The sequence below is a fragment of the Proteus sp. fly-1067 genome (assembly GCF_040139345.1).
Taxonomy (GTDB): domain Bacteria; phylum Pseudomonadota; class Gammaproteobacteria; order Enterobacterales; family Enterobacteriaceae; genus Proteus; species Proteus vulgaris_B.
Map to the genome: position 1 here is coordinate 1 of NZ_JBEEUL010000113.1, position 685 is coordinate 685.

A 685-nucleotide genomic window follows, 5' to 3' on the forward strand; every position below is an offset into this window, starting at 1 on the left:
GCGGTTAGTATCCCGAGCAATTTCAAAGCAAATAGTGTGACTAGTTTGTTGCTTAATGAAGCGGTTGCTGAAAGGACACTGTCTGCACAAAGTACTGATTTAGCGGGTATTAAAGAACGAACTGGCTTCCGCTTAGAGAGAGCGATTGCTGCAATTAGCCGCTATATGGGGCGCGGTAATGGGTATTTAGCGACTATTGGCGCAATTTCGCCATTTGTGGGGCTATTTGGTACCGTTTGGGGGATCATGAATAGCTTCATTGGTATTGCTCACTCACAAACAACTAACTTAGCTGTTGTGGCTCCTGGGATTGCCGAAGCACTATTAGCAACGGCGATCGGTCTGATTGCGGCAATTCCAGCTGTGGTTATTTATAACATTTTTGCTCGTATGATTAATAACTATCGTGGTCAGATTGGTGATGTTGCAGCACAGGCTGCGCTACTATTAGGTCGTGACCTCGATCTGGCAAATAGTAAAGCAAGGTAACAACGATTATGGCAATGCGTTTAGGCGATGAACAAGATGATAGCGGTGAAATGCATGAAATTAACGTAACACCTTTTATTGATGTTATGTTAGTCCTTCTGATCATTTTTATGGTTGCTGCTCCATTAGCAACGGTTGATATCAAAGTTGATTTACCTGCTTCGACAGCAAAACCACAGCCGCGTCCGGAAAAACC

2 protein-coding genes are annotated in these 685 nt (G+C 43.9%); both read left to right on the top strand.

Translation table 11 applies throughout. The annotated features are described in order from the left end of the window. A partial coding sequence (gene exbB, locus ABN217_RS19450; RefSeq protein WP_349459883.1) for a tonB-system energizer ExbB occupies positions 1-489 on the top strand: 489 nt, incomplete at its 5' end. 8 nt (positions 490-497) lie between these two features. Beyond that, positions 498-685, top strand: a 188-nt coding sequence (locus tag ABN217_RS19455) for a biopolymer transporter ExbD (protein ID WP_349459884.1), incomplete at its 3' end; no start/stop codon positions are given.